We start from the raw sequence: 23,798 nt of genomic DNA on the forward strand, positions 1-23,798 counted from the left end.
GAGGATGTCGGTGCCGGACACCCCGGCGCGGCCCGCACCGGGCCGACTCCCGTGCCTGGAGCGGCGGTTCGCCTATCTGGGCCCGGAGGGTACCTTCACCGAGCTGGCCCTGCGCTCGCTCCCGGAGGCCGCGGACTCCCCGCTGGTACCGGCAGCCAGCGCCGCGGACGCCCTGGACCTGGTGTGCCGGGGCGCCGTGGACGCGGCGATGCTGCCCGTGCACAACACGGTGGCCGGTGTCGTCGCGGACACGGTGCGCGGGCTCGCCGAGTCACCCGCGCTGACCGTGCTCAGGGAGGTCGTGCTCGCCGTCGAGTTCGCCCTGCTGGTCCGCCCCGGCACGCCCCTCGCGCGGGTGGCCACGGTGAGCGGCCATCCGCACGCCGGGGCGCAGGTCGCGGGATGGCTCGACCGGCGCGCGCCGCGGGCGCGGTGGATCCCGGCGCCGTCCAACGCCGAGGCCGCGCGCCGGGTCAGGGACGGTGAGTGCGACGCCGCCGTGGCCGGTGACTTCACCGCCGCTCACTACGGTCTGCAGGTCCTGGTCACCGGGATACAGGACACCGTCGGCGCGGCCACCCGGTTCCTGCTGTGCGCGCGCCCCGGCGGGCCGGGCACCCCGCACCCGGCCCGTGCCGACCGCACGGCACTGGTCGGGCGTCTGTCGGACCGGCCGGAGGACGTCGACGGGCTGCTGGACGGACTACGGCGTCACCCCTTGCTGCGGGCCGTGTCCGTGTGGGCCGTGTCCGACGGGCGCAATGGTTCGGTCCTGTTCGCCGAGTGCCCGGGCGGCACCGACCGGCCCGCGACCGCACGCGCCGTCGGCCTGCTGCGGCTGCGCGTGTCCGGGCTGAGGTCCCTCGGGTCGTACCCCTCGGCGGCCCCTGTCCCGTCGTACGAACGGAGCAAGACGATGCACACCGAGATCACCTCCGAAGCAGGCGGCTCGACGGAGCCCGCGTCCGGGGACATCGCCCGGCTGCGCGAACGGATCGACGCCCTGGACCGGTTCCTCATCGGCACGCTCAAGCAGCGGTTGGAGACCTCCCGGGAGATCCAGCGGATCCGTACCGGAAGCGGCGGCTCCCACGTCGACTCCGGGCGTGAGGTCCGCATCCGGGGCCGGTACGCCGAGGAGCTGGGGGAGGGCGGGGCGGTCGTAGCCGAGGCACTGCTGGAGATGTGCCGCGGGCGGTCACCGCGGTGAACCCGCCACCGGATACGACGGCGTCGCCCCGTTTCCGTCGCGGCCGTGAGGACGTCCTCGCGGCCGCGACGGCCTTGTTCCACGAGCGGGGCTACCACGCGACGAGCATGAGCGACATCGCCGCCCGCCTCGGCCGCACCAAGGCGGCGCTGTACCGCCACGTGAGGAGCAAGGCCGAGCTGCTGCGCGCGATCACCGGGCCGGTCGGCGCGGACGTGCGGGCGCTGCTGGCCGCGAGCGCGGCCGGGACGGGCCGGCCCGTCGACGAACTCACCGGGCTGCTGCGGGGGCTGGCCGGCGCGGCAGCGGCCGACCCGGGCCGGTACGCCCTGTTCTGGGGGCCGGACGGCGAGCCCGGCCCGTCGGCCCCCGACGCCGTGTGCCGGGACGAGGTGGTCCGGCGGCTGGCCGAGCTGCTGGAGCGGGCCGTGGCGCAGGGCGACGTGCGCGGCGGCATCGCTCCCCGGCTCGCCGCTCAGCTCCTGATCGGCGCGGTCGTCGGCGCCGCAGTGGAACGGAGCGATCCCGGCGACGGGGCGGACCCGCCACCGTCACCGTCGGCTGTCGACGTCCTGCTCGACGGCCCGGTCCGCTACCTGACCGGCGGGCGGACCTGACCGGCGTGTGCCGCGCCGGGCCGGGGGCGCCGATCCGGTGAGCGCGGCGCGGACGGCGTGCCGCAGCCACACGTGCACGGGCTCGGTCTCGTGGCGGGGGTGCCAGGCCTGGCAGATGTTGATGGGGTCGGTCTCCACCGGAAGGTCGAACAGCTCGATGCCCACGGACTGCAGCGCGCTGGCGGCGAGCGAGTGCGGCATCGCGGTCACCAGGTCGCTCGAGGCGATCATCAGCAACGCCTCACCGTAGTTCGGCACGGAGGCGATGACGTCCCGTCGCAGACCTCGTGCGTGCAGCGCACTGTCGATCGGGCCCGTCATACGGCCCTTGCGGGAGACGCTGACGTGCCGGACCGAGGTGAACGTCTGCGCGCTCACCGCCTCGGCCAGCAGAGGATGTCCGGATCGCGCCACCCCGACGAACCGGTCCTCGAAGAGCGGTTCGATCCGCAGCTCCGGGCTGCACTCGTCGATGATCCCCACCTCGATGTCCACGGCGCCCTCGCGCAGCGGCGCGCTGCCGTGGGTGTTCTCCACCGTGAACGTGAACCGGGCGTGCGGCACTTCCGCGCTCGCCCGGTTCAGCAGCGCCGGAGCCAGTACGGCGGCGTAGGCCTCGTCCGCGACGATGGTCAGGGTCCTGCTGACATGCGCGAGGTCCTCCTGCCGGCTCGGGGCGAGCAGGGCTTCGGCCTCCCGCATCAGGGCCCGTACCTTGGGCTGGAGCTCCAGCGCCCTCGGCGTGGGGACCAGACCGCGCCCGGCCCGCACCAGCACGGGGTCGCCCAGCGCGCGACGGATCTTGGACAGCGCACGGCTCATGGCGGGTGGGGACAGCGCCAGCCGCTCGGCCGCCCCGGTGACGCTCCCCTCCTGCAACAGGGCGTCCAGGGCGGGCAGCAGCCTCAGGTCCACCTGGGACGACGCCAGGGCGCCGGGCAGCTCGCGCGCCCAGTCTCCGTCCTGGCCCAGGTCGTCGACACCGGTCGGGCTCAATGCTTCTCCTGGGATGTGGTCGGTGCTTTGGCGCGGGGACGCGCCGGCTCCGCGCCGCGGAGACGCGTCGGCTCTGCCGCGTGGGGACACAGCCACGCTATGACCAGGAGCGCCGCCACCAGCAACAGCAGGCCGATCGACCGCAACGACTCGGCCATTCCCGTGGTGAACGCCTCCCGTACCTGCGCCGGGAGGCGGGCCGCGGCGGTCCCGGAGTGCTCCGCCCCGCGCAGGGCTGTGCCCAGCGCCTGCCCTCCGGACGCTCCCTGAAGGTGCCGCAGCCCGGCTGGGAGGGCTTCGGTGAACCGCGCGTTGAGCAGCGTGCCGAACACGGCGAACCCGAGCGCTCCGCCGATCTCCCGGCTGAAGCTGTTGACGCCCGAGCCGACACCCGCCTGATGCGCGGGCACCGAGCCGAAGATGGCCTGGGACAGCGGCGGGTTGGACAGTCCCGAGCCGACGCCGACCACGATGATGCATCCGGCGTACAGCGCGTAGGCGGTGCCGGGGCCGCACAGGGAGAAGAGTCCCAGCCCTGCGACGACCACGAGCAGCCCGCAGCCGATGACGGGCCGCGCGCCGTACCGGTCGGTCAGCCGGGCAGCCCGCGGCGAGACCAGGAAGATGACAACGGCCAGGGGTGCGGTGCCCAGGCCCGCCAGGACGGCCGGATAGTCCTTGACGTTCATCAGGTACTGCCCGTTGAGAAAGAACACGGAGTACATCGCTACGAACGACACGATGATGCCGAGGGTCCCGGCGCGCATTCCGGAGTGGCGGAATAGCCTCGGATCCAGCAATGGCTGTTCCCGGCGCAGTTCGTACCGGCGGAAAAGCGCGAAGAACAGCACGCCCGCGGCGAAGCTCAACAGCACGGCGGGGGAGGCCCAGCCGAGTGCGGGCCCTTCGATGATGCCGAACAGCAGGCCGAACACGGCGACGACGAGGAGAAGTACCCCGCCCGCGTCCATGGAGTGTTGTCGGCGTTCGACGCGTGGCAGGGACTTCGCCGCCACAACGATTCCGAATGCGGCCACAGGAGCGGCGACCGCGAACAGGGCCTGCCAGTCGAAGAACTGGAGAACGGCACCGCCCACGATGTTGCCCGCCACACCGCCGCCGCCGCTCAATGCGGTCCACAGCGCGACGGCGTGACCGCGTTTGTCGGGCGGATAGCAACCGGTGAGAAGCGGAAGGCTGTTGGGCAGAATGAGGGCGGCCCCGGCCCCGGTCACCGCCCGGGCGACGAGCAGCAGGGCGATGGTCGGAGAAACGGCGGATCCGAGGGACCCCACGACCATCAGGGTCAGGCCGGTGAGCAGGGCTCCCTTCCGCCCGAAGTGATCTCCGACGGCTCCGCTCGGAATCAGCAGGCACCCGAAGACGATCAGATAGCTGTCGACGATCCACAGCACCTCGGTCGGCGTCGGGTGCAGCGCGCTGGTGGCCAGCCGGCCGACCGCCAGGTTCACACCGGCCCCGAGTCCGAACACCAGCATGACGCACATGCCGAGCGTGGCGACGGCCGCCCGCGAGCCGGGGCGGTCGCCGCCCGGCGCGGCTGCGGACCGCCGGGCAGGGCGGGCGGACGGGGAGGCTCTCATGAGCCGGTCCGTCCGGACATGCCGGTGAAGGTGGACAGCTCCAGCCCCTGCCCGTCTGAGACGGCGACGGAGACGTAGCCGTTGGCGGGGTCGCGGACGACGTCGAGATGGAAGTCCGCCCAGCCGTCCAGGTACAGGAGGTCGATCCGCTCGGGGAACGACGACATCACTTCCGCGCCCTCACCCACGATCACCTCGGCGTGCTCGGCCAGGCCCGCGGATTTCAGATGGTCCCGGGCAGCCGCGCACTTTCCTTCGTGGAGATCCACGGTGTACAGCTTTCCCGAACCGTTGTCCCGGAGCGCCGCCGCGATACGGATGGCGGTGAAACCGTAGGAGGTACCGAACTCGAAGACGGTCTGCGGGCGCATGGCGCGCACCCATGCGTAAAGCATTCGGTCGATGTCCCTGGGTGCCGCGTAATAGCCGCCGGCACACGCGTCCACCAATTCTTCGGGGGTACATGGATCGGTGCGATTAATGATGATGTCGAGAAGCTTCGGCTGTTCTACGGCGTCCACTCGCTGCTGTGTGGCTGTGATGGTGTCGAGCACTGCACGAACCTGGGGGGAAGCCAGAGAGGAAGACATTCTTCTTCGTCCTTTCATTGGGTTCATCGGATGGCCTGGAGGGACCGTTCCGGGATTACTGGATGGGGAATGCGAAAGGTTTTGCAATTCGCCGTTATGAGGGGCTGGATGAGCAGGTCGACGCCTACGAGAAAACACACTGTGCCGATCCCGAGAAGTCCGCCCATGAGGAATCCGGAGATCATCAGAGTGGCCTCGACGAGCCCTTGCTGAGGGCGAGCACGTCGATGGCGCGGATACCGAAACCGCTCATGATGATGAGCGCCGACCGGCACGGTGGGCGTCTCGGAGGCCCTGGTGGCGGTGGTCTGCCTGGTGGTCGCGGTCGGGGTGAATGAAGAGGTAGGCGCCGCAGGAGAAGACCAGGCAGCCGGCCGGAAAGAGTAAGTGGTTCTTTCGCCGTACCCGCTCGACGAACATCGGCTCACTCCCCGCAGGGAAAACGAATGATGAGACGCGAGGCGTTATTCCGCCTCCGGGTCCCACCCTATTGGCCGTTCGATGCTTTATCCAGTGCAATGTATGCAACATACATTTTCTTGCAGTGGAATCACAGCTTCCGGCTGTTGGTGTGGCCCAGGCGGTGGAAAGTTTAGAATGCAACCTTCACGTGTGAAGTAACCCACGTTTAATCCATGGTTTTCGGTGGCGCCCATATACTGTTTTCGCGACGAGTAATCGTTGAAGATGTGTCCGGCAGGGCAATGGCGCTCGCGTACACGTCTTGATGAGTGACGACCATGCATGGCAGGGGGAAGTACATGTCTCGCGTATCCCGTCCGACGTCCGAGGGATTAGCGACCACTCCGGAGCCCGAGCAGGTGGTGGCGGATCGCGTGGCGACCAGAACGGTATCGACACTTACGCCGCGGGAGCGTCAGGTCCTGAATGGAATCAAGGAGGGGAACTCCAACAGGATGGTGGCCCGACTGTTAGGGATATCCGAGCGCACCGTCAAGGTTCATCTGCATTCGATTTTCATTAAGCTGGGTGCGGCATCGCGCACCGAAGCGGTTATCGAGGGGATCAGGAGCGGCTGCATCAGCCTGCACTGACCATCGCGTGCGAGTGGCCCCCGACGACACACGTCGGGGGCCACTCCCACAGGTCGGTCCGGGTCGCAGGTCAGGGATTCCGGGGCGACGGCTCGCGGGCGAGCGCCAGGACGAGACGCGACGTCGTCTCCACCAATTCCCTGTCGATGGGGGAACCGGAGACCAGAACCCGGTAGTACAGCGGGCCGAGCAGCATGTCCACGAGGTGGTCGAGGGTGCGGTCGTCCACGGACAGGTCCTTGTCGCGGGCGAGGAGATCTCGCAGGCCGACCATGTCGCGCTCCCGCTGCTCCTTGAGGAACCCGGCCCGCAGGGAAGCGGCCGTATCGCTGTCCAACTGGGCGTGGCCCAAGAGGGCCAGCAGCACCTGGCCGGCGGGCTCCGCGAAGAAATCGGCCACCCGCTGCAGATGGGAGGTGAGGGCCTCCTCGAGACCGCGACTTTCGTCCGCACGCCACTCCAGGGCCTCGCGGGCGTCGTCGGCGAGGGTGTCGAGGAGGATGTCGACCTTCGACTTCCACCAGCGGTAGATCGTCTGCTTGGCCACCCCCGCGCGCTGGGCGATGCCCTCGATGGTCAGGGCGGCGAAGCCCCGCTCGACCAGGAGGTCGTCCGCGGCGTGCAGCACCGCGAGCCGGACGCTCTCGCTGCGGCGTGGGCCGGTTCGGCTGACGACGGTGGTCTTCTCGCAGGCCGGTGATGGTTTCCGCGTGGCGCTGATGGTTCCGTCTACCCTTCGCATCGTGTCCGTCGCTGTGATTCTGGCACAGCGGGCCTGCCGTGAAACGGTTCACGGCAGGCTCACTCAGGCGGCCTTCCGGCCGGTGCGCACCAGGCTGAGCAGGACGCCGAGGGAGAGCGCGGCGACCACCGCGCTGAACGTCTCGCCGGCCGGGCGCAGGCTGGTCTCGCGGATCAGGACGCCCACACCGATCGCGGGCACCGCCAGCATCGAGTACAGGATGGCGAAGAAGGTGGAGACCGAGGCGCCCCGGTGCTGTGGGGCGCTGCGGGTGGTGATGCCGCCGATGCCGTGACCGACGGCGATACCCGTCGCCAGTCCGTTGATCGCGGCGCCGAGGAGCAGAGGAGCCAGGGTGCTGGTGGCCATCGCGGTGGCGATCAGACCGGCCGCCACGATCAGGCCCAGGCACGAGGCGGGCAGGGCGGTGGCCGGCTTGAGGGTGCGGACGAGAAGCTGGCCGAGGGCCGTGCAGGCGAAGGCGATGAAGACGACGAGTCCGGTGAGGCTGTGGCTGGACTCGTGCAGCACCGTCCCCAGGAACAGGCCTGTTACGGCGGTCAGGACACCGAGCACGGCGAAGCCCGCGCCCGCCGCCATCGCGGAGCGCAAGAAGTCCGAGCGGATCTCGCCGGGGACGTGCAGCGGCTGGACCTGCAGCGAGAAACCGGAACGGTGGGGGGAGCTCTCGCCGTTCACGAGGACGCCGAGCGTGCCGATGGCGGCGAGGGCGAGCATGACGACCCACGGGGTGCGCAGCGGGGAGGGCGCGAGGTCCGCCAGGATCCCCGCGATGAGCGTGCCGCAGGCGAGGCCGCCCATGTTCGCGAACAACGCGAGGGTGGCCGGCTTGATGCGGCCGTGCTGCCCGAGCCGTTCGGTGAGGGAGGCGGTGGCGGCGCCGGTCACCAGGGCCGCGGAGAAGCCGGACACGACCCGGGCGACGAGCATCGCGGCGACGCTCTGGGCCAGCAGGAAGACCACCGCGGCGACCACGGAGAGCAAGGTGGCCGCGACCAGGACGGGACGGCGTCCCACTTGGTCCGAGAGCCGGCCGAAGACCAGCAGTCCGAGAACCACGCCGAGCGCGTAGACGGCGAAGACGACGGTCACGGTGAACGGCGTGAAGCCGAACTCCTCGCCGTACAGCGGATAGAGCGGGGTGGGCGCGGTGGTGCCCGCCATGGTGATCCAGAAGGCGAAGGCCACGCTGAACACGGCGAGGCCGCCGCCGCGTGCCCTCTCTGGAGCGCCTGTCCGGTCGACGGCGCGGACGGTCGAGTTCCCCACTGAAGTGGCCTCTCATGAGCAGGTGAGTACGGAAGTAACGGCGCATGCCGAGACTTACCGTTGCGTCTAATCTGAAGACTAGACTAGTCGTCGCGTCTATTCAATGAGGGGGTAAGGACCAGGGGATGGCGAATAGACAGGCCACGGGCACGATGACCCCCGGATCACACTTCGCATGCAAGAGCCCAACGGCGGACAAAGTTGGTCGGCCGGCCGCTGTTGGACTGCGGCGGCGTCCTGCCCGAACTCGCCTTCCGTGAACCAGGCAGCAGCCAGCCCGATACCGTCCATTCGCCCTGGCGAAGCCTGGACCGCGCAGCCGCGTGGCACCGGTGAAGTGCACGCCGGCGGGCTGTCGTTCGCTGTGGAGGCCGACAAGACCACGTCAGAGGCGCGGTCGGATCCGCCGACGCACGGGATGGAATGACCTTGCCCCGAGTGCGCGTAGCACACGGCCAGGACCATACGGTCCGAGTCGGGATGGTCTCTGGCCTGGCAGGTGGCGCCTCAAGCCCCTCAGGCGGGCGCTTTGTCTTCGGCGTCGGCCCGGCTGCACCGGAGCCTTTCGATCCCGTCCACCCACACCGCCCACGAGGCATAGGCTGGATGTTCTCTGGCGCCAATCACCCGGTGCGCGATCTCGGCGAAAGACGGCAGCTTCCCTGACGGGTGGAGGTGACCGCCCGGACGTCGCCGACCGCATCACGGCGCAGGCCCTCATCGCGGTGCGGACCCTGTCTGTCACCGTTCCGGCGCCCGTGGCGCTGGACCCTGTGAAGGGCCGCCTCGGCGTTCGTCTGTCCGGCATGCTGAGTGAGATTCCCGCCGGTTTTGACATGGCCGATGCCGACACCGCCCAACTGAAACCGGGCTCGTCGGCCATAAGGCCTGGGCACTGCTGGTAGCCCAGCACGGTGTCGGGTGGGTGACCGCAGGCAAGCTCCTGGCCCGCAAGCGCCCCAGACTGCTGCTCGTCTACGACGATGTGGTGCGCTGTGCGCTGGGACACCCCGCTGACTTCTGGCTGACGTTGCACGCCGCACTGCGCGGCGACGACCGTGCCGTGCACCGCGGCCTGGTGACGTTGCGTCAGGTTTGTCGGCATCCTTGAGACCGTCAGTGTGCTGCGGGTGTGCGACGTGGCCGCGTGGATGCGGCACCGGATCGAACACCGCAACTGCCCCTGAAGATCCGGCATTCGTCCTACGTGTACAGGCTGCCGTCTCAGCCTCGCCTGACCCTGCTGCCTGCCCGGGTCATCCCGCATGGCCGCAGGGGCCGCCCTGCAGCCCCGGCCCTTTCGAGCGGACATGATCGTGGCGGAGCAGACCTGCCAGGGCCGGAACACCGGCTCCTGCGAGGCGTCGTCGTCACCGGTCTCGGCATCCTGCCGGAACCAGCACTCAGCGCCCGTCCGCTGGTCGAGCCCAGGTGATGGAGCCCAACGTGGACGAATGCATCCGGGGCGCCCTGCTCTGCGAGCTCTCGCCAGACGGCCGCGGCCCGCTCCGGCTCGCCAAGTTGTTCGAGACGGCGTGCTTCATTGCGCCGGCAGACGTAGCGCATCACGGCATGCGCTGGATCCCCCCAGACGCCCGCTGCTCGCTGATCTTAGCCAGGGCGTTTCCGCACGAGCCCTGTCGGCCTCCTGCCCCAGCACGTAGGCGGAGGCGCGGTCGTACAGGCTGAGGATGTACGTACCGTCCGAGACCGAAGCGGACACGCGTACACGCCTTCGCCGGGGTCGGATCAGCCTCAGGGGCCCAGGACGCCCCGGCACGGGGCGGAAAGGTACTCCACGGAATTCTCGAGCCACCCGGGGCGAGCGTGTTCACCGCACATGTGGTCAGGCGCGAGGGAAGCCGCGGTGGCTTCCAGCGCGCCCACGGGTGGGGCCAGGCCGTGGCCCAGGCGGCGCAGATGCACCACGCGCCCGGGGTGGAGCCGTCCCCCCTCCGGGCCCGGCCCCGCCTCCCCCCATCCCGACGACCGCTGACGCCACTACGGCCGGAGTGTTGGGGGGATTCCTGCTGGTCTGACTGCGGCGGCCGTGCACCCGGGACAGCACTGCCCCGCTAGAGCACGATGGCGTCTCCATGGCGGTGAACAGGGGCAACAACTGTGCAGGGTTGCCCGGCGGTGCGCGGCGAGCCGACCGCCGGGCAGCTGCGCAGCCAGCCATCGGCCCCCGGCTCGGTCACCTGAACCATCCACTACGCCGACCACAGCTCCACCCGCCGCAGCCGGACTCTGCCCGAGGCCACCCAGCACACCGTGCTCCTGGCCCGCGCCGCGCACGCCCTCTACACGTCCTGCGGGCTCCAGCGCGCGGGTCCGCACCGTTGCTCTGGCCGCCGAGCATCTGCGTCCCGCCGAGAAAACCGTCGCCGACCTCGCCCGGGCCCGATCCGGGTACCAGGTCCTCTACCCGGGCACCCTTGCCGTCTGCGCCTCTCCCCGCCTGTCCGCTGGGGGCGATACCCGGCGGCATGGGTGCGGGAGCATCGGGTGGACGTGGGGAGCCTTCCCGAGGCACCCCGCAGAAGCGTGCAAAAGTCCAACGTCGAACCCGGCGCGGGCCAAGAAGCGGGAACGGTGACGCGTCTGGCTCACGCGACGTACCGACGGATTACAGTGCTCGCCCGCCCCATCATCGCTGTTTCATCGGCATCGGAGTCGATCTGCTAGGGCTGCGCCAGCTTCTGGAAGAGGGCGCTGATCTGTGCTTGGTCCGCGACCAGCGGGAGGGTGTCGAAGTACAGCTCCCACTCGCCGCCGGGGCCGAAGCGTTCGACGATCCCGAACGAAATGTCCTGGCCCTTCGGTCCGGAAACTGTGCCGTGCCACTCCAGGTACGTCGTGGTCCTGCCGAACGCGGCCTGCCCGGCTTTGAAGCGGACGTCCGCTGTGTCGAAGAAGCGCTGGAGGTAGGCCCGCTTTCCAGCCTTGGTCGCTAGCGGAACGTCGAGCCCCGGACCCGTCAGCCGTGCGCCGCCCATACGCGCGACCAGAGAGTCGGTGTCCTCTGCGTTCCACGCCGCGAGACGCGTCGAGATCTCCGCCGCCCGGAAGCGCTCGGGCGCCGCACCGGAGGATGGGGCTGGGCCGGCTTCCGCGATCCCTTCGAACAAAGGCGTGGGTACCAGCTCGGGAACCGTGTCCCGGAACAGGATGTAGCGGTCGTAGTAGCGGCGCGCCTGGAGCGTCTTGCCGTCGTCGCCCAGAACGTTGCGTGCGACTTGGGGGTAGGCCACCTTGTGGCCCTTCAGCGTGGCCTCGTTCCACTGGCCGAACATCATGACAGCTCCGTCGGCTACCACGTCGGTGCCGCGGTAGCGGAGGTTGGGGACCAGCCGCAGGGAGCCAGTGATGGAGGTGCCGATGACGGCGTGGCCGCGCTGCGGGGCGCTGCCTGCCTCCCAGAGGGTGGCTTCCTCGTCGAAGATGTCGAGATAGGCCTGTACCCGGGGATGGTTGAGGTCTCCGAGGGACGGCGGGGTGCCGGTCGCCAGCTCACCGAAGGCAACCTGGCGTCGTATGAACGCGCAGGCGTTGGGGGTGATCCTCCCTTCCAGCCGCTCGACCTTTGCGTGTGCCTCCGGGCACTCCCGCTGGGCGGCGCTCTGCCCGTCGTCCGCCCTGGCCACTGCTGAGGTCGTCACCCCCGCCAGTAGGGCCGCCACCGCTATACCCGCCAGACCACGCTGCCCCGCAAACATTGCACACCTCTCGTTCCGCTGATGCGGCCTGCCGCCGCTCAGTGGGATCAACATGCCTGGCCGCCGGCCACCGGCGCGATTACTCCGGAGGTAATGCCCCGTTGGCCGAGTGAGGCGGGCCCGCAGGTGTCTCGGGCGGACGACGTGGCGGCGCCCGTGGACGGTCGCATAATTCGGCGTTGTCGGGAATCTGTGACGTACCCAGCCTGAACTGGGCATCTATAGGGCGTGCTGTTCAACGGTTGGGGCGTTGCTGCTGGTAGCGGCGGTGCAGGCGAGGCGGACCCCTCTCCACGTCCCGGCCCCGCGCACGATCGCGCTTTCGCCTCCAGCTCGGTCAACTGGTCGCGCTGTGAGGGCCTTCTGCACGTACCGACAGCCGCGCGGCTTGAACGGGTGGTGCGGGTTTCGTGGCCGGGCAACTCTGTGTTCAGGCCGTCTACCGGTGTTCCATAGGGCCGGTCCGACTCAGGCTTCTCCGGTTCAGACCGAGTGCCGGAGGGGCCGTCTATCCGGGCCTCAGTCGAGGTTGCCCTGCTCGCAGACCTGGCGGGCGACCTTGCGGAGCTTGATGTTGTTCTCCTGGGAGTAGCGGCGCAGCACGTCGAAGGCTTGCTCTTCGGTGAGGTGGTGGCGGCCCATGAGGATGCCCATGGCTTCGCCGATGGTGTGGCGTGTGTCCATGGCGTGGTGCATCTGGGCGTGGCTGCGGGCTGCGGAGAAGGCCACTGCGGCGTGGGAGGCCAGCAGCATGCCTTCCGTCTGGCTGGCTTCGGTGAACGCTCCGGGCTGGCGGGAGTAGAGGTTCAGGGCGCCGAGGTCTTCGTCTTCGGTGAACAGCAGGAAGCCCATCATGCTGCCGATGCCGAGGGTGTGGGCCTGCGGTGCGTAAGCGGGCCAGCGCTGCCGTTCGCTGGTGAGGTCGTGGATGCGGAAGACACGTTCGCCTCGTGAGCTGCGGGCGGCGTCGAAACACGGGCCTTCTCCCAGCCGCTCCTGCAGCTGGTCGCTGTCGATGACCAGCTGCTCGGTAGGGGCAAGGGTCTGTACCCGCTGGCCTTGCAGCACGAGAATGCCAGCTGCATCGCAATCGCCCACGACCTCGGTGGCCGCCAGGGTGATGCGGTCAAGGGTGGCGTTCACCGACTCCTGCGCCAGAAGATCGCGCGCCGTCGACGCCATCTGCTGGGCGAACCACCGCCAGTCCACACCGAACCTCCACTGCTCGCTTTCCTGGTGGGATCCCTGATGCCCAATTTTTCACGCAACCAGCATCGGGGACGTCGGTGGGAGCCGTCACCAGACGGCACTGCGACAGCAGACCGAGGGCCACTGCACAGGCGCGTCGCGGCGCACTCAACGGCGTCGGCGTGCTCGCCCATGAACTCGTACGGGCCTGCCGTCCACGCGATCTCTACCCCGGGTAGACGCCCGGGGGAATGCGCACCGTCGGCTCCCGCGGGGACCGATGCCCGTCACGACTACCGGCGTCGTCGGATCGTCGTACACCGTCACTACACCCTCATAAGGTGAGCACCGAGCGTGAAAAGCCGCCTCCAAGGACCGGGTGGCCTCAGGCCCGGCTGCCAGCCGCGCGTCCCTGAGCCACTCCATGGCTCACCCTCCTCGCCACCCGTCCGGGCGGTCAACCGATCTGTGCCAGAACCCACTACTGCTCGATGAGGCCGCCAGTCCGAAACTCGCGGCCGCGTGCGCCATGGCACGAACACCGGGTCTGGGAGTACCAGAGGTGGCGCCGTCGCAGGGCCAGGCGGACGACGTCGGCCTCGGGCAGGTGGCGGAGGAGATCGGGCTGACGGTGCCGCTTCCGCCTTCCTCGCTGACCGGGGTGGAGTACCTGTTCGAGCCAGACGTCCTGGTCGAGGTGGCAGCGACCGCGATCCTCGACTGAGCGGCGCTCACCCTGGCCGCCTCACCACAGTCGGGTGCCCGGGGCGCCCTTGAACGGCCCACGCACCTCCGCCGTGATCCAGCCGCCGTAGAAGTCTCCCTCCTGCGCCGTGACCTCCTCGCCGTCGACCGTGCAGCGGTCCACGCGGCTCGGGTAGAAGGCGAAGAAACCGGCGATGGGTGCGTAGCCGGGCTCGGGACGGGGATAGTTCCAAGCGGCGCGAGCGCGTACGTGGTCTCCCACGACGACGTCCCAGTACCGGGCCGCCCCTTTCCATTCGCACCAGGTCCGGCCCGCGACCGCTGGGATCAGGAAATCCGTACGGACGTCGCGCGGAGGGATGTAGAACACGGGAGGATGGCTGGTCTCCAGTACCCGGACGGCGCTGCGGGTCTCGGCGATCATCTGTCCGGCGCACTCCACCCGCACGTCGCGGTCGTCCTCCCGCATGACGGGCGGCCGCGGGTAGTCCCAGACCGACTCGGGCGGCCGCGGGGCCGAACGTGACACGGGCTCTTCCAGCTGGTCCAGATACACCTCGTCCTCGTAACACCAGGCCCATTGCCGGTGGCCTGACAGGGTGCGTGCCACCGGGTGTGTGCTGGAGTCGAAGTGGGCCGTGGCGTGAGCGCCGCGCGAGCTGTCGCTGCAGCCCACGTGGCCGCAGGTCAGACACAGCAGCAGGTCGGCCGGTGTGCGTCCGCGCGCCGCGCAGGACGCGCACGTCTCGCCCAGCGGGGGTGGGTCCGCCGTCCAGGTGTGGGAGCAGGGTTTCCCCGAGGGCCGTCCGCCATCGGGCCGGGGCGTCCATCTCGTCACTGGTGATCACCGGCCTGCGCACTCGACATCACGCTTCTTGGCAGTACTGCGCCCCGGCCCACGCCCGTGTCGGTCACGTTCTCTCCCCTGCGGTCCTTGTTCTCCACACTGTTTCGCCCCGACACCGCACAGGAGATGCAGGCCACCGTTGACTCCGTCCCAGCGGCGCCCCTCCACGCCGGAGGGGGCCGCCCCGCGCCCATCGGCCACCCGGAAGTGACCACGGTCGACATCGTCTGGGAGGCGGCCAGCAGCCCCGCGGCCCACCCCGGGTGAGTGCCCACCCCGGGTGAGTGCCCACCCCGGGTGAGTGCCCACCCCGGGTGAGTGCCCACCTATGGGGGAGGGGCGGGCGCAGCGGGCGATCTGACAGCCGGACTCCGCCCCGAGACGTGGCGGGCGGTCGCCGACAGCGTCGTCCCGGGCGCGGCCGGCCGCTGGTACCACCGGCGTCCCCGGCGCCGCATTCCGCACGCGAAGACGAACGAGTCCAGGCTCGTCTCCTCCAGGCGCTGGAGCATCACACGGGTGCGGTGCCCGGCCAGGAGCCAGGCCTTCCCTCAATCCGACTTGCCATGGAGTGCGCTCGAAGTCGTAGCGTCGAGGACGTAACGGCGCACGAAGCAGTCGTCTCAGCGCCCGCTCCTCCTGGGATTCCGGGTGGTGGCGTCCGTGCCTGGACGGACGGGAGGCCTCGTGCGGCCCGAAGGACGATCAACCGTGCAGGGAAGGCTGGGACACGACATGCAGAAGCGAAGTCTGCGGGAATTGCAGGTATCGGCCATAGGGCTGGGGTGCATGGGCATGTCCGCCTTCTACGGAACCGCCGACGAGGAGGAGGGCGTCGCCACGATCCGGCACGCCCTCGACCTCGGGGTGAACTTTCTCGACACCGCGCAGATGTACGGCCCGCTCACCAACGAGTCCCTGGTGGGCGAGGCGATCCGGGGGCGCCGCGACGAGTATGTGATCGCGACGAAGTTCAACTACCGGATGGACGACGCTGTCCCGGGCGACATCAGCACGGTCGGCCCGCAGGACGGCTCGGCCGAACACGTCCGCAGCTCCGTCCACGGCTCCCTGAAACGACTGGGAACCGATCACATCGACCTGTACTACCAGCACCGGGTCGACCCGAACGTGCCCATCGAGGAGACGGTCGGCGCGCTGGGCGAACTGGTCGCCGAGGGCAAGGTGCGCTACATCGGGCTGAGCGAGGCGAGCGCCGAGACCATCCGGCGTGCGCACGCCGTGCACCCGGTCACGGCCGTGCAGAGCGAGTACTCGCTGTGGTCGCGGGACGTGGAGGCCGAGGTGCTGCCCGCCTGCAGGGAGCTGGGCATCGGCTTCGTACCGTACTCGCCCCTCGGCCGCGGCTTCCTCGCCGGGCGGTTCACCTCGCCGGACGACCTGGACGCCGACGACTGGCGCCGCCAGAACCCGCGCTTCCAGGACGCCAATCTGGAGGCGAACCTGCGGTTGGCGGCGAAAGTGAAGGAGATCGCCGCCGAGAAGGACGTGACGCCGGCTCAGCTGGCCATCGCGTGGGTGCTGGCCCAGGGCGAGGACCTGGTGCCGATCCCGGGCACCAAGCGCCGCACCTACTTGGAGCAGAACGCTGCCGCCGTCGACATCGACCTGACGAAGGACGACTTGGCCCGCATCGACGCGGAACTTCCCGAGGCGGCCGGTGAGCGGTACGACGAAGCGGGCATGCGGTCCGTCAACCGTTGAGGCTGGCGCAGGGCCCCGGCCGGGACGCGCGGGGTGAAGCCCGGGCCGGAGGCCACGATCTGGTCGGCCAGCTGCGGCGCGGCGTGTTCCCAGTCCATCGTGCGGGTTGCTGTCAGGGCATGAGGGGCGGGGTGAGGCCGTCGGCTGAGAGGCCGGTCACCGCAACCCGGCGGTACGTGCCCGCCGTCCCGGCGAGTGCTCGCGCCGCGGGCCGCAGCTACGGCCGTACGCGACGGATACGCAAGGGACCGCGCGCCACGCTCTCCTCGACGGGCCGCCCGCCCTGGGTCACCTCGACCTTACCGGCCTCCGCCAGCCGCCAGGCCGCCCGGCGTACTGGTCCCATCAGGGACCGCCAGCCGTCGTCGTCGCCCTCGTACACCTCGCGCGCAACCTCCGACGGGCAGATCGAGGCGGTTTCGGCACGGCGCTCCAGCAGGCCCCTGATGGCCTGCTCCAGCCGCCTGTCGTCGTCCGTCTGCGCCACGCCATCCAGTCTGGCACCGCCGCGGACGGAGCGGGCGTGGAATGAAGGGCCCCGCGGTGAACGCTGCCACTCGATGGTCCGGTGCAGCGCTGCCCGAACCGACCGCGCCGTCCGGAACGACAGGGCGCAGGCCCAGAGACCTCAGGACCCGCGCCCTGTGACGGCCACCCCTGCCGCTGCGCTCCCGCCCGGACGGGCACGACTGACATGGTGAGTGACACACACCTCGGGCCGCGGTGTTGCCGGCCGAGCGGCGAGGCCGTGCCCTCGCCCTGTTCTTCGGGCTGTCCGGCGCACTGACCGCTGTCGGTCCGCTGCTGGGCGGCTGGCTCACCGGCCCTGCTGTACAGCTTCGCCGGCTTCACCCTGGCCTCGCGGCGGGGCGGGCGGATCCTCGACCGCTGCCCGCTCCTGCCCCGGCCAGCAGCCTGGCCATGAGTCCGGTCGACCCGCTGCGGGAACGGCTGGACCAGTTGGGGGCGGTGTCGACCCCTCCTGGCGCGTCGGGCAGGGCGCGTCGGAGGGCGTCGACGCTGCTGTTCGTGAGCGGGGCGAGCCGGTGCAGGTCCGCCAGCCGCCGCCGCGGCGGCCGATCGCGCCCAGCCAACAGGCCGGGGAGGAAGAACTTCGGCCGACGGCCATCTCCAGCCGCGGGTCACTCGGCCCCGTAGCCGCAGACAGCACACCGACACCAACCGGCCGTCGCGCGCCCGTACGCCCCGCCGGCCTGGATCCTCCGTCCGGGCCGGCGGTGATCTCCCACAGGGCCTACGAGCCCTGCTTGGCCCGAACGCCCTCGGTGATGCGCTTGCCCACGGCCGGGTCGATGTTGGTCCAGTACGCGAAGGCGCGCTCCAAAACCGGCTCGCTCACCCCGTCGAGGAGGTGCCCGACCACGTTGTCCACGAGGCGGTCACGGGCAGCGTCGTCCAGGACGTCGCGGACAAGGGTGCCGGGCTGCCCCCAGTCGTCGTCCTCCGAATGGGACACATACGCTGCCCGGGTGATCTCGCCGTCAGCGGTCCAGCTCGGAGGGCTGCCGTAGCGCTCGGTATCGGCGGCGGGTCCGCCCTTGGAGTTCGGCGCATAGACCGGATCGGACGTCTTCCGGTAGGCCATCGCGCCGTCCTTGGAGTACGTGTGGACGTCGACGACCGGTGCGTTCACCGGCAGCTGCTGGTAGTTGGCACCGATGCGGTGACGGTGCGCGTCCGCATAGGAGAACAGCCGGGCCAGGAGCATGCGGTCCGGGCTGGGCCCGATGCCGGGGACGAAGTTGTTCGGCTGGAAGGCGGCCTGCTCGATCTCAGCGTGGTTGTCGGTGGGGTTGCGGTCCAGCGTCATGCGGCCCACCGGGAGAAGCGGGTAATCGCCGTGCGGCCACACCTTGGTGAGGTCAAAGGGGTTGAACCGGTACGCCGCAGCCTCCTCGTACGGCATGACCTGCACATGCAGCGTCCACGACGGGAAGTCGCCGTCCCGGATGTGCTCGAACAGGTCCCGCATGTGGAAGTCCGAGTCGGCGCCGGCCATGCGGTCGGCCTCGTCCTGGGTGAAGAACTCGATGCCCTGGTCGGTCTTGAAGTGGTACTTCACCCAGAAGCGCTCGCCGGACGCGTTGATCCACATGTAGGTGTGGGAGGTGTACCCGTTCATGTGACGCCAGGTGCGCGGGATGCCCCGGTCACCCATCAGCCAGGTCACCTGGTGCGCGGACTCGGGCGAGAGGGTCCAGAAGTCCCACTGCATGTCGTGATCACGCAGGTTGCTGTCGGCCCGGCGCTTCTGGGACCGGATGAAGTGCTGGAACTTCATCGGGTCCTTCACGAAGAACACCGGCGTGTTGTTGCCGACCATGTCGTAGTTGCCTTCGGCGGTGTAGAACTTCACCGCGAAGCCCCGCGGGTCGCGCCAGGTGTCCGGGCTGCCGCGCTCACCGGCCACGGTCGAGAACCGGGCAACCAGATCGGTACGAGCCCCGGGCTGGAACAGCGCCGCCTTGGTGTACCCACTGACGTCATGGGTAACCTCGAAACGGCCGAACGCACCGCTGCCCTTGGCATGCGGCTGCCGTTCAGGGATCCGCTCCCGATTGAACTGCGCCATCTGCTCGATCAGGTAGGCGTCCTGGAGAAGAATGGGTCCGTCCGGACCTACGGTGAGTGAGTGTTCGTCGCTCTCCACCGGAGCGCCGGCGTCGGTCGTCGTCGCGGGTCGGCTCTCGGTCATCACGGTCTGCCTTTCGTTGTCGACCATGCCCACTTTCTTCCCTACGGGCGAAAGTCGCCACATGAGGAATAATTCCCTTATGTCGGGCCACGGGAAAGGTCTTCTCTCCCCGAAGCACGAATCCGCGCCCCTGCGTGCGGGCGCGCCTTCGGCGGCCCTGATGCCGTCGGCCGTGCGTCCGTTGTCTTGCGGGCCGACGCTGCTGGCTGCGGGCCGGACCTGGCGTGTGCCCATCTTGATGCCCGCCATGCGTGCGGACGCCAGCCGACTGCAGCGAGCACTGACCGCCGCGCTCGGCGGCACCGTGGGCATCGACGGCGACTTCGGCCCCAACACCGAACAAGCCGTGCGCGACTCTCAGACCACCCGCAGCCTCGGCGTCGAATGCGACGTCGGCCCGTAGAACTACCCATGCGGGCACGGAGACGACGCGCGGCAGCGGTAAGGTCCGGACCGTTCGGTGGAGCTACCTTCGCGCCCGCGGGGTAGCTCGGGCCCGCTCGTCATCGCGCTGCCGTCCGGGCTTACCAGCATCATGGCCGGGCTGGGCACCCCCGAAGGAAGGGGGCGACTTTCACGGCCGGCGAACGTTGTCTGCAGGCAGACACCGTGGCATCGTCGCCAGCGGCCCGGCCGGTATTCCGGCTCAGCGGGGCGGGCGCGATCATGGGACGAGCACGACCGGACCGTAGAAGAAGGAATCCCATGACTTTGCAGGAAGGCCAGCGCGTCAAGCTGGCCGCCGATCTTCGCCTGAGCGACCCGATCGAGGTGTCCGGGGCGGTCATTGGCATCCTGTCCCTCGCCGCCGACACCGTGGGAACCGTGGAAGAGGTCACGGAGCACGTCCGCGAGGACGCCGACGTCCGCGAGTACGAACGGCTCAAGTCGCTGCTCGACTCCTACGGTGACGACATGCCCCCGGAGAGCAGGCGGCAGCTGGAGCAGAAGGTCGGCGCGCTGCAGCCGGCGTGGGTCGCGTTCCAGGAACAGGGACCACTGGTGACGGTACGGGTCCGCTTCGACAACGGGCTCATCCTGGGCGCATCGCCGCAGGACCTTTACGTGCCCGTGTGAGAGCGGTGGCGAGGTCGCGCGTCCTTGCTGAACCGACACTGAGCTCGGAGTCGGCAGCCTGCTGCACGCTCGGGTGACATCGTGATCTGCCCAACAGACGCTGGTTTCTTGGCTTTTCTTGCCAAATAGATCGCCGGTTTCACACATCGCGGCTCAGAATGATCGACGACGGCGTCATGCGTCGTCTCCGCCGGTCGGTCGAGGGGGCTGCCGGTGCGAACTGACAGGACACAGAGGGGGGTTCTGCCGTGCGCAGATCCAGACGCACGCTGGGTGCCACGTTCGCCGCGGTGCTCGGTTCCGTACTGCTGGCGATACCGGGGGCCACGCCGGCGTACGCGGCGACCGGTGTGTCGTTGCCGCTGTACCAGCTCGCCGACATGAAGGTCGACGGGAGCCATCAGAAGATCTTCCTCAGCATGCCGGCCGGAGTCGACGGCCGAGTAGTGGTGACGGACTACAACGGGAAGAGCACGTGGCTGGGCGGCCTCCCGGGGGCCAGCGGGCTTGCGCTCTCGCCCGACAACCAGACCCTGTACGTGGCCGCGCGGGACATCGACACCATCGTGGCGTACGACACCGCGACGCTGGCAGAGACCGCGCGATACCACGTCGGCGACGGCACAGCCCCGTTGGGCGTGGCGGTCGCGGGTGGCAAGCTGTGGTTCGGTTACGGCGTCAGCGGGGACCTCGGCTCGATCGACATGAGCGGCTCCGAGCCGGTCGTCGAACTGGGGCTGGACAGCTCGCTGGACTTCGGCGCGGAGCTCGTCACCTCCCCCGCCGACCCGAACGTGCTGGTGGTCGGCACCGGTGACCCCAACCGCAACACCCTCACGGTGTACGACGTGAGCAGCGGCTTGCCCGTGATGGCCGAGCGGCGGGTGCTGTCCGGGACCGAGATGAACGGCTTGCGGGACATCGACGTGACACCGGACGGCCGTACGATCCTCACCGCCGCCCTCATCTCGCCGGGGTACCGAGCCTTCCGCCTCGACGATCTCTCGGACGTGGCGACGCACACGGCCCCGGCCTCGCCCCTGGCCGTCGCCGCCGGACCCGACGGCACGGTGGCGGGGGGCGCCCAGAACACCAGCGCCGACGTACCGGACGTGTCCTTCTACGCTCCGGCTGCCCCGGCTCCGCTGACCACCGTCGAACTGGGCGCCGCCACGCAGAGCCCTGTGGTCCGGGGCCTTGCCTGGGCGCCGGACGGAAGCCGGCTCTTCGCCGTGACGGGGGAGAGCGGGGTCATGGGGCTCCGGTTCCACTCTGTCCCCGTCAACACCACGGTGCAGACGGCGATCGCCCTCAACGCGCCGGCGACCAGCAGGAAGGGCCGGACGCTGACCCTCACCGGCACGCTGACCCCCGGAATAGCTCCCGGCACCACGGTCACGGTCACACGCCACGACGCCACCAACCCTGAAGGCGTCTCCCTGGGCGCCGTACCGGTGGCGGCCGACGGCACCTTCACGGCCACCGACGCCCCGGCCAAGGCCGGCGAGGTCCGCTACGTCGTGGCGTACGGCGGTGACCACTGGCACGCCGCCTCCTCGGCTGAGGCGACAGTCAAGATCACCCGCAACTGATTCCTGCCCGGAGCACACACTGACGGGCCAGTTCAGGGGCATGCTGCTCCCTTGAACTGGCCCTTGTGCTGTCCCGGGATCCGGCCCTTGGAGCCGACCCCCTGGCTGCGCTCACGGCCTGAACATCGGCCGCCCCTTCCGGCGCGTGGAGCGGCGTCGTCGCATGCGTGAGGACGTACGCGGCCTGCTCGCCGACTCAGGCTCCGAGATGGGGGGGGCGCCGTTCGCGGATGTCGGCGAGCCAGTGGCGTGCGTGGGGGCGCTCCCATCCCGTCTGCCATCGCCTCCGGCAGAGCCGAGCAGTCGCGGCCCCTGGCGCCCAGGCCGCTCGTGCACTGGCGCGCTCCACCTGGACGCCGTGAACCACGCCCGCCCCACGGCGTGGGCCGACGGCAGATGGGATGGGAGCCGGGGGAGGGCTGTGGCTGCTCCGCTGCGGAACGGGCTGGGACTGAGCCCTGGAAACGCCCGAGTGACGGCCTTGAACGTTCGCAGCGCTAGCATCCCCCGATGGGTAACTCCGGATGTCCGTGCATCCTGTGCACACAGTCGTCAAACGAAGCGTCGTGGAACCACCGAGACCGGACCGTGGCCGCCAGCACAAGGGACTACGGCTGGCATGTGATGGGAGTCCCCGCTGGCGGCGAAGTCCCAGCGGGGTGGGCCTACTCCGTAGGCATGTGGCACACGCTGCGCAGCCCGGAGGTGTGCATCTTCGGGTTGGACGTTGACGTCATGATGTCCCTGGTCAATGACGCGGGGGATGCCGTGCGCAGCGGGCTTCCGCTCGTACCTGACCAGCGCCGGAACGACATTTACGACAATTACCCCGCTGTCATCCGGCCCGTTCATGAGAGTTGGTGCCACGACTTCTTCGGCGCAGGGCTGGACTTCTACCAGGTTTCACCACTGCCCATGGCACAGCTCTTCTGGCCCGACCGGGAAGGCCGCTTTCCGTGGGAAGACGATGCGGCCGACTACTGTCGAGAGAATCAACCCCTGCTGTGGATCCCCAAGTCGGAGGACACCGCCGGTCCATGGGGAACGGCCTGAGGACCCGTAGGACCCCCTGCACGGCACAGAAGGACAGCACCCAGGACGACCGCATGGAGACGCCCCCCACTACGGTCGCCAGGGGGATCCGGCCCAGAGGACTTCAGCGACCGTCCTGCCCGTAGTTCGCATTGAGGGGGCAGGGCGCGGTCCCGGCCGTGCCACTTTCTGGGCCAGAACGTACGGAGACTCACTGGGACCAGAGTCCGCAAGGGCGACACCGCCAGCCAGCACCCAAGGCGCGGAGTGCGCAGCTCATGACGGTAGCCGACCAGCCTCGCTCCTGAAGCGGGTGTAGGCGGGAGGGTAGGTGGAGGTGCCAGGTCAGTATCGGATGATGCAGGCCGAGGAGGATGCGCGCCGGCTGAGGCTTGCCGCGATCGACGAGAGGGGCGCCTGCCGTGAGCCTTGCCTGGCAGGCGCTCCTGCACATGAATGACGGATGGAACCCCCGTCAGTGGATGCCGAGGGCGACGATCTGGGTGATCGCTTCCTGGGTGAAGTTGTCGTCGCTGACGAGGATCAGCAGCCGTTCACCGGAGGGGAGGTCCGGGCCCCACGTCATGCCCTCGGTGTTGTCGATGGCGGACAGGCCCAGGGTGTCGAAGTCCGCGACGAGCTTCTTGCGCATCGGCACGACGGTCTGCCCGGCCAGTGACTCCATGGCCTGCACGTCGGTCGCCCCGCGCGTGGTGGCGTCGAAGAGGCGGATCTTGTAGCCCGCTCCGGCAACCCAGGTGCGTTCGAGCACGAGGTAGCGGTGGGGCTGACCGGGGAAGGCGAGGATGGAGGGGACGCCGGTGTCCGGGCCCCAGGGGCTGTCGGGGTCGTTCTGGGCGAAGATCTTCTCCAGCGGGTAGGCGAACTGCCCGAGGACCTTCCCGCCGCGGGTCTGCTGCGTGACACGGACCAGCGCACCGTTGTTCACGTCCGGCTCCGGGCCGTCCTAGAGGAGCGGGCCCTCGATCGCGCTTGTTACCGCCTTGCCCTTGGTTCTGAGAGGTCCTGACAAAGACATCTCACCGGGCTAGGCGTCAGGTTGCTTCACCGCATAAGCGGAAGTTGTTCCATT

General features: G+C 69.5%; 19 protein-coding genes and 2 pseudogenes. 10 read left to right on the plus strand and 11 right to left on the minus strand.

Annotated elements, in window-relative coordinates; all coding sequences use genetic code 11:
- Positions 1–10: 10 nt before the first annotated feature.
- Both AC068Z_RS39385 and AC068Z_RS39390 read left to right on the plus strand, forming a co-directional pair.
- Positions 11–1,210 carry a chorismate mutase gene (locus tag AC068Z_RS39385; protein WP_478567568.1) on the plus strand — a complete coding sequence of 400 codons (1,200 nt, stop codon included), beginning with the start codon at positions 11–13 and terminating at the stop codon, positions 1,208–1,210.
- On the plus strand, positions 1,207–1,827 hold the full coding sequence (locus tag AC068Z_RS39390; RefSeq protein WP_478567571.1) for a TetR/AcrR family transcriptional regulator: 621 nt from the start codon (positions 1,207–1,209) through the stop codon (positions 1,825–1,827). Before AC068Z_RS39385 ends, AC068Z_RS39390 begins: the two co-directional genes overlap by 4 nt.
- On the opposite strand, the gene AC068Z_RS39395 is transcribed toward AC068Z_RS39390, so the two are convergent.
- From AC068Z_RS39395 to AC068Z_RS39405, 3 genes are read right to left on the minus strand one after another with little or no spacing between them, the layout of a single operon-like run.
- Positions 1,762–2,823, minus strand: a complete 1,062-nt coding sequence (locus AC068Z_RS39395; protein ID WP_478567574.1) for a LysR family transcriptional regulator — start codon at positions 2,821–2,823, stop codon at positions 1,762–1,764. The two genes, AC068Z_RS39390 and AC068Z_RS39395, sit on opposite strands and share 66 nt — an antisense overlap.
- Positions 2,820–4,427: an MFS transporter gene (locus AC068Z_RS39400; protein ID WP_478567577.1), complete on the minus strand. Its 1,608-nt coding sequence runs from the start codon at positions 4,425–4,427 to the stop codon at positions 2,820–2,822. Before AC068Z_RS39400 ends, AC068Z_RS39395 begins: the two co-directional genes overlap by 4 nt.
- Positions 4,424–4,981, minus strand: coding sequence for an O-methyltransferase (locus AC068Z_RS39405; protein WP_478567580.1), 558 nt, complete (start codon positions 4,979–4,981; stop codon positions 4,424–4,426). The genes AC068Z_RS39400 and AC068Z_RS39405 overlap by 4 nt, the downstream gene beginning before the upstream one ends.
- A gap of 797 nt (positions 4,982–5,778) precedes the next feature.
- On the opposite strand from AC068Z_RS39405, the gene AC068Z_RS39410 reads away from it, so the two are divergent.
- Positions 5,779–6,072: a response regulator transcription factor gene (locus AC068Z_RS39410; RefSeq protein ID WP_478567583.1), complete on the plus strand. Its 294-nt coding sequence runs from the start codon at positions 5,779–5,781 to the stop codon at positions 6,070–6,072.
- Positions 6,073–6,142: 70 nt separating this feature from the next.
- Here AC068Z_RS39410 and AC068Z_RS39415 read toward each other — a convergent pair whose 3' ends face one another.
- Together AC068Z_RS39415 and AC068Z_RS39420 are read right to left on the minus strand one after the other, a co-directional pair.
- Positions 6,143–6,814 (minus strand): TetR/AcrR family transcriptional regulator, encoded by a 672-nt coding sequence (locus AC068Z_RS39415; protein ID WP_478567586.1) that lies wholly within the window; start codon positions 6,812–6,814, stop codon positions 6,143–6,145.
- Between the two features lie 63 nt (positions 6,815–6,877).
- Entirely contained in the window at positions 6,878–8,104 is a 1,227-nt protein-coding gene (locus AC068Z_RS39420; RefSeq protein WP_478567589.1) for an MFS transporter, read from the minus strand.
- Positions 8,105–8,436: 332 nt separating this feature from the next.
- Here AC068Z_RS39420 and AC068Z_RS39425 point away from each other — a divergent pair.
- Positions 8,437–9,215: pseudogene (locus AC068Z_RS39425) on the plus strand (DUF6308 family protein).
- Between the two features lie 1,573 nt (positions 9,216–10,788).
- On the opposite strand, the gene AC068Z_RS39430 reads toward AC068Z_RS39425, so the two are convergent.
- Both AC068Z_RS39430 and AC068Z_RS39435 read right to left on the minus strand, forming a co-directional pair.
- Positions 10,789–11,766 carry a hypothetical protein gene (locus AC068Z_RS39430; RefSeq protein WP_478567592.1) on the minus strand — a complete coding sequence of 326 codons (978 nt, stop codon included), beginning with the start codon at positions 11,764–11,766 and terminating at the stop codon, positions 10,789–10,791.
- Positions 11,767–12,342: 576 nt separating this feature from the next.
- Positions 12,343–13,032: a GAF and ANTAR domain-containing protein gene (locus AC068Z_RS39435; protein ID WP_478567595.1), complete on the minus strand. Its 690-nt coding sequence runs from the start codon at positions 13,030–13,032 to the stop codon at positions 12,343–12,345.
- 574 nt (positions 13,033–13,606) lie between these two features.
- Here AC068Z_RS39435 and AC068Z_RS39440 point away from each other — a divergent pair.
- Positions 13,607–13,735: pseudogene (locus tag AC068Z_RS39440) on the plus strand (RidA family protein); the annotation flags it as partial.
- A 21-nt stretch (positions 13,736–13,756) separates the two neighbouring features.
- Here the strand turns inward: AC068Z_RS39440 and AC068Z_RS39445 are convergent.
- Positions 13,757–14,554, minus strand: a complete 798-nt coding sequence (locus tag AC068Z_RS39445) for a DUF427 domain-containing protein (protein WP_478567598.1) — start codon at positions 14,552–14,554, stop codon at positions 13,757–13,759.
- A 744-nt stretch (positions 14,555–15,298) separates the two neighbouring features.
- Here AC068Z_RS39445 and AC068Z_RS39450 point away from each other — a divergent pair.
- Positions 15,299–16,288, plus strand: a complete 990-nt coding sequence (locus tag AC068Z_RS39450; RefSeq protein ID WP_478567601.1) for an aldo/keto reductase — start codon at positions 15,299–15,301, stop codon at positions 16,286–16,288.
- 217 nt (positions 16,289–16,505) lie between these two features.
- Here the strand turns inward: AC068Z_RS39450 and AC068Z_RS39455 are convergent, their stop codons facing one another.
- Positions 16,506–16,775, minus strand: coding sequence for a DUF3253 domain-containing protein (locus tag AC068Z_RS39455; protein WP_478567604.1), 270 nt, complete (start codon positions 16,773–16,775; stop codon positions 16,506–16,508).
- A 768-nt stretch (positions 16,776–17,543) separates the two neighbouring features.
- Positions 17,544–19,004 (minus strand): catalase, encoded by a 1,461-nt coding sequence (locus tag AC068Z_RS39460; protein ID WP_478567813.1) that lies wholly within the window; start codon positions 19,002–19,004, stop codon positions 17,544–17,546.
- 238 nt (positions 19,005–19,242) lie between these two features.
- On the opposite strand from AC068Z_RS39460, the gene AC068Z_RS39465 reads away from it, so the two are divergent.
- From AC068Z_RS39465 to AC068Z_RS39480, 4 genes are all read left to right on the plus strand, one after another.
- The gene (locus tag AC068Z_RS39465) at positions 19,243–19,407 is read left to right on the plus strand and encodes a peptidoglycan-binding domain-containing protein (RefSeq protein ID WP_478567607.1); all 165 of its coding nucleotides are present in this window, start codon (positions 19,243–19,245) and stop codon (positions 19,405–19,407) included.
- Positions 19,408–19,709: 302 nt separating this feature from the next.
- Positions 19,710–20,081 (plus strand): hypothetical protein, encoded by a 372-nt coding sequence (locus tag AC068Z_RS39470; protein ID WP_478567610.1) that lies wholly within the window; start codon positions 19,710–19,712, stop codon positions 20,079–20,081.
- Positions 20,082–20,329: 248 nt separating this feature from the next.
- Positions 20,330–21,673, plus strand: a complete 1,344-nt coding sequence (locus AC068Z_RS39475) for a WD40 repeat domain-containing protein (RefSeq protein ID WP_478567613.1) — start codon at positions 20,330–20,332, stop codon at positions 21,671–21,673.
- A gap of 510 nt (positions 21,674–22,183) precedes the next feature.
- Positions 22,184–22,726, plus strand: coding sequence for a DUF4262 domain-containing protein (locus tag AC068Z_RS39480; protein WP_478567616.1), 543 nt, complete (start codon positions 22,184–22,186; stop codon positions 22,724–22,726).
- Positions 22,727–23,180: 454 nt separating this feature from the next.
- Here AC068Z_RS39480 and AC068Z_RS39485 read toward each other — a convergent pair whose 3' ends face one another.
- Positions 23,181–23,654, minus strand: a complete 474-nt coding sequence (locus AC068Z_RS39485) for an esterase-like activity of phytase family protein (RefSeq protein WP_478567619.1) — start codon at positions 23,652–23,654, stop codon at positions 23,181–23,183.
- Between the last annotated feature and the right edge of the window lie 144 nt (positions 23,655–23,798).

It is taken from the genome of Streptomyces sp. NPDC043726 (assembly GCF_056436565.1).

What these genes read in the sequence shown, in the direction of transcription:
- AC068Z_RS39465 (WP_478567607.1), top strand. Translation starts at nt 19,243, where the DNA reads ATGCCCGCCATGCGTGCGGACGCCAGCCGACTGCAGCGAGCACTGACC.
- AC068Z_RS39470 (WP_478567610.1), top strand. Translation starts at nt 19,710, where the DNA reads ATGACTTTGCAGGAAGGCCAGCGCGTCAAGCTGGCCGCCGATCTTCGC.
- AC068Z_RS39460 (WP_478567813.1), bottom strand. Translation starts at nt 19,004, where the DNA reads ATGACCGAGAGCCGACCCGCGACGACGACCGACGCCGGCGCTCCGGTG.
- AC068Z_RS39410 (WP_478567583.1), top strand. Translation starts at nt 5,779, where the DNA reads ATGTCTCGCGTATCCCGTCCGACGTCCGAGGGATTAGCGACCACTCCG.
- AC068Z_RS39480 (WP_478567616.1), top strand. Translation starts at nt 22,184, where the DNA reads ATGGGTAACTCCGGATGTCCGTGCATCCTGTGCACACAGTCGTCAAAC.
- AC068Z_RS39450 (WP_478567601.1), top strand. Translation starts at nt 15,299, where the DNA reads ATGCAGAAGCGAAGTCTGCGGGAATTGCAGGTATCGGCCATAGGGCTG.
- AC068Z_RS39400 (WP_478567577.1), bottom strand. Translation starts at nt 4,427, where the DNA reads ATGAGAGCCTCCCCGTCCGCCCGCCCTGCCCGGCGGTCCGCAGCCGCG.
- AC068Z_RS39415 (WP_478567586.1), bottom strand. Translation starts at nt 6,814, where the DNA reads ATGCGAAGGGTAGACGGAACCATCAGCGCCACGCGGAAACCATCACCG.